The following is a 6,441-nucleotide window of genomic DNA, read 5'->3' on the forward strand; positions in this document are numbered from 1 at the left end:
CTATACCACTACCGCTCTGGAATTATCCGGTTTGGGGTTATTCCTTATCACAAGGTAAAAAGGTAAGTCAAGAATTTTCCATGTAGTTTGTGGGCAAAAACTGCGGAAAGCCAGGGGGTATTAAAAAAAGGAGATGTCCTTCTTATTTGATTCGAAGCGGGACATCTCCTCCCAATGGATGGATTGGTGTATCTTTAATCCAACTCGATGGATTTCTTGGTTTTATCCCTTCTTTTGGATTCCTTGGCTGCGTAGGCTTGCATACAGGAATCATCTTTCCCTTTAACCAGGGAACATTCCAGATATTCGCTGATCTCTATGATGCAAGCCCTGATCGCTTTGCCTACCGGGGTTTTTTCATGCTTCCCAAGGTGGCCGGAAACGCCTCCTATTGATCCTCCCAAAGATAACCCCATTTTTTCGGAAGTGGCTTCAACGGTTCGATTATCAACAATTTCACCGGTTTCAGTATCAATAACTTTTAAGTCTACGGCCATATAGGCTTTCCCCTTGCTCCCTCCTATGGTAAAACCCATAATGCCGATTCCGCCACCGGTGCCGCTGGTATCTTCTTCAAAGGCGGAAACAGTCCCTGACACCAGATACTTGGCCCCTTTAATCTTGCCGATTTTGGCCCTGGTTTTAGGATCTATCCTTCCGGAGGCCCCTAAGTTTTGTTCACCTATAACCGCATTGATTTCTTTTCGTTCTAAAACCTGGAAGGCTTTGGTACTGGCCAATTCAGAGGCCAGCATATCTTGCAGTTCGTAACCCATGTTGCCCGTCCACCAGCCGGCATGGGTTTGATTGGTAAATCTAAGGACCCCGATCCTTGGTTTTTCATCAGCCCAACCTAATGAAAACGAAATCAGAACCAAACCCAAGATAAGGAAAACAATACTTTTTTTCATGACGCCTCCTGCTATCTATTAGATTCATAATAAACCCTCATGCCCCTTGGCACCACGAAGCATGAAAATGCGAATATCGAATATCGAATATCGAATAATGAATGTCGAAGTAAGGTTGGTTTTGAACTCGTAACCCGTAACTCTATTTTCGTACTAAAAAATAGCATATTGAAAAGGGGATAGCAACAAGTAATAGGGCTCCGGGAATAAGAAAAAGGGCTTCCCATTTTTTTTCTTTTAAATTATTATCAATCCGCTTATAATACCACTTATTGTAGAATAGATCGCCATTTTCCCTATCTGTGGTATTAAACCTGCCAAGCAGGCCTGTTTCCTGCAAAGTCCGCTATGGCGGACAGGTTTCGCGAAGATAATAAATATCATCTAAAGCATTCAAGAAAAGGATTTAAGTAATGACGGCTCAGACTTCCCCCCTCGTTTTAACCCCCAATGCTAAAATCGTATTGAACAAACGCTATCTTAAAAAAGATAACCAGGGCCAGGTGATCGAAAAACCTGAAGATATGTTCCGGCGGGTGGCCCAGGTCGTGGCCTCGGCCGATGCCCTCTACGGACAGGAGGATCAAGCCAAAAAGTCCGAAGCATTATTTTTTCAGATCATGACCCGGATGGAATTTTTGCCAAATTCCCCCACCCTGATGAATGCCGGCCGGTCTTTAGGCCAGCTTTCGGCCTGTTTTGTCCTCCCGGTCGAGGACTCCATCGACAGTATCTTTGAGGCCATAAAACAAACGGCCATTATCCATAAAAGTGGGGGGGGGACCGGATTTTCATTTTCCCGGATCAGGCCTGAAAAAGATACGGTTAAATCCACCCACGGGATTTCCAGCGGTCCCATTTCTTTTATGACTGTTTTTGACGTGGCTACCGAGACCATCAAACAGGGTGGGACCCGCCGGGGGGCCAATATGGGCCTGCTGCGGGTGGACCACCCGGACATTGAAAAATTTATCGAAGCCAAATTGCAGACCGACCGGTTAAGCAACTTCAATCTTTCAGTTTTGATCCCCGACTCTTTTATGGAGGCCGTAGAAAACAACCAGGAATACGCCTTGATCAATCCCCACACCGGTCAAAAGACCCGGTCGGTTTCTGCCAAGGTCATCTTTGACAAGATTGTCGATTCGGCCTGGAGAAGCGGAGAACCGGGTGTGGTCTTTATCGATCGGATCAATCGGGACAACCCGACCCCACACTTGGGGCCCATCGAGGCCACCAATCCCTGCGGCGAACAACCTTTACTCCCCTATGAGTCCTGCAACCTGGGATCGATCAACCTCTCCCGGCTGGCCAAGAAAGGGGAACTCGACTTTAAGAGACTGAAAACCCTGGTTCAGGCGGCCATCCATTTTCTTGACAATGTTATTGATGTCAATAAATATCCCCTGCCAAAAATCGAGAAGATGAGTAAGGGGAACAGAAAGATCGGCTTGGGGATCATGGGGTTTGCCGATCTGTTGATCCAGTTAGGCGTACCGTATAATTCTCCCCAGGCGGTGGACCTTGCCGAAAAGATTATGGGCATTATTGAAACCGAGTCCCGACAGACTTCGGAACGGTTGGCCAAAGAAAGAGGGAATTTTCCAAATTTCATTGGGAGTATTTTTGATCAGCCGGATAAAAAGATATCCGGCATGCGGAATGCCACCACGACAACCATTGCCCCTACCGGGACGATCAGCATTATCGCCGGTACTTCCAGCGGAATCGAACCCCTCTTTGCGGTCTCCTACTTCCGGACGGTGTTAGATGGGACCCGGATGGTTGAAGTCAACCCCTTTTTTAAAAAAATGGCCAAAGAAAAGGGGTTTTATTCCTCTCAATTGATGGAACAAATCGCCCAGGAAGGCTCCATCCAGAATATTCCGGGCATCCCTGACGATATCAAGGCCCTTTTTGTTACTTCCCATGACATCAGCCCGGAATGTCACATCCAAATACAGGCCGCTTTTCAAAAGTTTACCGACAATGCCGTGTCCAAAACCATCAACTTCCCACATGAAGCCACCCCGGAGGATATTGAGAAGGCCTACTTGATGGCCTATCATCAGGGGTGTAAAGGGGTGACCATCTACCGATACGGCAGCCGGGAAACCCAGGTCCTGAATCTTAATAAATGCACCGACACATCCAAAATCAGCCCCCGGCCGCGTCCTACCCGGACCCTTGGGATTACAGAACGGATTTCCACAGGTTGCGGTAAACTTTATGTGACCATTAATTCCGACGAGAAGGGGATTTGCGAAGTCTTTGCCCAGATGGGTAAGACCGGCGGATGTGCTTCCTCTCAAATTGAAGCTACGGGACGTTTGATTTCTTTGGCCTTGCGTTCCGGGATCAGCCTGCCATCGATTATGAAACAGATTTCAGGTATTCGTTGCCCGTCCCCAACCTGGGGAAACGGCCACCAGGTCCTTTCCTGTCCGGATGCCATCAGCCGGGTGATCAGCAACTATACCCAGGCGAAAATCGAAGAAGATGAAAAAATCATGGGCTCCTGCCCGGATTGTGGAGGGCAGGTGGTTCATGAAAACGGCTGTCTGACCTGCCACTCCTGCGGCTTTTCGCGGTGCAGCTAATCTTAGTTCGGAGTTCAGAGTTCGGAGTAATAAGTCTTTTGCTCCGAACTAATCACTCCGAACTCATAACTTAAATAATATATGCTGATCCCCGTCTTCGATACCCACGTCCATTTAGACCAGTTGAGCGACCCGGAAGGGGCTGTCCAACAGGCCCGGGAGGCTGGTTTGGCCGGCATCGTGGCGGTAGGCACGGATCTTAAATCCAATGAGAAGATCCTGGCCTATTCGAGGAAATATCCCGGCTATGTTTTTCCGGCCCTGGGGTACCATCCCTGGAATATTACGGTTTCGGGAATAAGGGACAATATTAATTTTCTTCGGGACCACCTGGATCAGGCCTTGGCCCTGGGGGAGGTGGGATTGGATTATAAGGTTTCGGTGGCCAGGGAACTTCAGCATTGGATTTTTAAGGACTTGTTGGAACTGGCCTGGACCATGAAGAAACCGGTCATCCTTCATTCCCGGCTATCCCATGAAAACGCCTTCGAGTTGATCCGCAGACAGACCCTGGAAAAGGTCGTTTTTCATTGGTACAGCGGACCGATGGATACGTTAAAGGCGTTGCTTTTGGCGGGCTATTATATTTCGGCTACTCCGGCCCTGTCCTATAGCCCCAAACATCGTGAAGCCGTAGCCGCCGCCCCGTTAAAACAGATCTTAATCGAAACCGATGCTCCAGAGGTTTATCAAGGGGAGGCTTCTTCCCCGGCCCAGGTGTTAAAAACCCTGGCGGAGCTGTCCCGTATCAAAGGGATTGAAATGGACCAGGCCGCTTTAAAAACTACCCAGAACGCCAGAGAATTTTTTGGAATTTTCTGACTCACATCCGGAAAAGATATTTCCGGATGTGAGCAATCAGCAATCAGCTTTCAGAAAATCATTGAAAGAAGGGCTTTTGCTGACCGCTGTACGCTAACAGCTATGTAAACTATCTATGCCTGAGACTTATCAACCCAAACCGTATCTTGATTTCAAGGGCACCGCGATTCTTGTGACCCTCTGTCTGTTGTGGGGTCTGAATATGGCTGCCATCAAGTTCAGCAATAAGGGATTGGAGCCGATTTTTACTGCGGGTCTTCGTTCCCTGGTTGCTTCCGGGTTAATGCTTTTATGGACCTTTTACCGTAAAGAACCCCTCTTCCCCAAGTCCTTAAGGATCATCCACCCCCTGACCGTCGGTCTTCTTTTCGGGATAGAATTTGTTTTTATCTATGTGGCCCAGCGGTATACCCTGGCCAGCCGTTCCTTTGTTTTTTTATATACCCACCCTTTCTGGGTGGCCTTGGGGGCCCATTTTTTGATCCCCGGGGATCGGTTGACCTGGCGTCGTCTAAGCGGTTTATTATTGGCTTTTCTGGGTCTTGTTTTTGTTTTTTCCGAAGGACTCCAGCAGTATTCATCCGAAGTATTATTCGGTGATTTTTTGATGATCCTGGCGGCCCTGAGCTGGGCGGCTACGACCATATATGTCAAAAGATTTTTAATTCAGAAATGCACCCCTTTTCAGACCCTGTTATACCAAATTCTGTTTTCAGTTCCTATCCTGTTTCTATTGAGTTTTATCCTGGAAAAGGACCCGATCCGAACTATCGATACGACGATTTTCCTTTCCTTCTTTTATCAAACCGTTATTGTGGCCTTTTTAAGTTATTGGGCCTGGTTTTATTTGATCCATATTTATCCGGTAACTATCCTGGCCACCTTTTCATTCCTGACCCCCATATCCGGCGTCTTTATCAGCAGTTTGATATTAGACGAACCCTTGAGCCTTTGGTTATTACTTTCCCTGACCCTGGTTTCTATGGGGATTTATTGGGTCAATAAAAGATAAAATCAGCAAAAATTCTGTGTGATATAGACCTTTCCGTCCGGGGCAATGGCCGCTCCGATCCCCTGCCGTTTCCAGTGGGGGGCAAGGATATTTTCCCGGTGGTCCGGACTGTTAAGCCAAATTCCCAGCGCTGTTTCGGCGATCTTTTCCAGAGAACTCCAGTTATAATGAGCCCTGCCGTTCACTGTGGTGATCGAATCATACAGGGTGGTTTGCAGTATGTTCTCCGCCCCGGCAGAAAAAACCTTACCCATCGGAACGCTACAGGCGTATCCGCCCTGTTGGTAGCGAAAGGGGAAATCGTGTCCTTCCGGAGAAGTGTGGGCAAAATACCTTCTTTCGGCCATATCCCGGCTGTGTTTCCGGGCTATCCCTGCCAGTCCGACATCCCATTCCATTGGAGACAACCGGTGTTTTCGCCGTTCTCGATTGATCAGGGCGTGAATCTGTTTTTCGAGGTCCATGATACTGATCTCGGGCCTGGTTTTGGTTTGAGGAAGATAGGTTCCCCGATCTGCTTGTGGCAAGACGCAGGAAACGATGGGGACCGTCATGGCCACCAACAACACCCAGACTATGGCCGGAGGAACCGGTAATAGAAATTTTTTCATGACATTAATCAAAGTGAGCTCCTTTTCTCCTTGACCTCTTTGGGGGCTGATCTTATATTTTATTTCAAAATGTAGTTTCAAGTTTCAAGATGCAAGTTTTCAACTTACAAGAGTAAAAACCTTGAATCCAGTCCAGGGTTTTCGCTTTGAGCTTATTTCTTGAACCGCAACAATTGGTGAATTCGTGAAAAGTCGCTGAAACCCGCATTACGTCATTCCGGCGAAAGCCGGAATCCAGGGTTTTTTAATTTCAGAATAGTTCTGGATTCCGGCTTTCGCCGGAATGACGGAGCGATTGTCGGCGCTTTTTGAAAAAGCTAAACTGATACCTTAAACTTTTTTTCATAATTGCTTTTAGGTAAACCCCCGGCTCTGCCGGGGGACTCCCAGAGTTCGACAATTCCGGGAGTGGGGGTTTTCAGTATCGACAACGAGTAATTAATGTTTTCCATTTGAAGACCAAACCTTGATTTGACCGTCATTCC

General features: G+C 47.6%; 5 protein-coding genes. 3 read left to right on the forward strand and 2 right to left on the reverse strand.

Annotated elements, in window-relative coordinates:
* Positions 1-194: 194 nt before the first annotated feature.
* Positions 195-911: a penicillin-binding protein activator LpoB gene (locus HY879_17470; GenBank protein MBI5605128.1), complete on the reverse strand. Its 717-nt coding sequence runs from the start codon at positions 909-911 to the stop codon at positions 195-197.
* Positions 912-1,324: 413 nt separating this feature from the next.
* Here HY879_17470 and HY879_17475 point away from each other — a divergent pair, with 413 nt between their 5' ends.
* The 3 genes from HY879_17475 (at position 1,325) to HY879_17485 (ending at position 5,345) form a co-directional block, all read left to right on the forward strand.
* Positions 1,325-3,511 carry a vitamin B12-dependent ribonucleotide reductase gene (locus HY879_17475; GenBank protein MBI5605129.1) on the forward strand — a complete coding sequence of 729 codons (2,187 nt, stop codon included), beginning with the start codon at positions 1,325-1,327 and terminating at the stop codon, positions 3,509-3,511.
* Positions 3,512-3,592: 81 nt separating this feature from the next.
* A complete protein-coding gene (locus HY879_17480; GenBank protein ID MBI5605130.1) occupies positions 3,593-4,333 on the forward strand; it encodes a TatD family hydrolase in 741 nt (246 codons plus the stop codon).
* 115 nt (positions 4,334-4,448) lie between these two features.
* Positions 4,449-5,345 (forward strand): DMT family transporter, encoded by an 897-nt coding sequence (locus HY879_17485; GenBank protein MBI5605131.1) that lies wholly within the window; start codon positions 4,449-4,451, stop codon positions 5,343-5,345.
* Positions 5,346-5,347: 2 nt separating this feature from the next.
* On the opposite strand, the gene HY879_17490 is transcribed toward HY879_17485, so the two are convergent.
* On the reverse strand, positions 5,348-5,968 hold the full coding sequence (locus HY879_17490; protein MBI5605132.1) for a CAP domain-containing protein: 621 nt from the start codon (positions 5,966-5,968) through the stop codon (positions 5,348-5,350).
* Positions 5,969-6,441 lie beyond the last annotated feature (473 nt).

The sequence above is a fragment of the Deltaproteobacteria bacterium genome (assembly GCA_016219225.1).
GTDB lineage: Bacteria > Desulfobacterota > RBG-13-43-22 > RBG-13-43-22 > RBG-13-43-22 > RBG-13-43-22.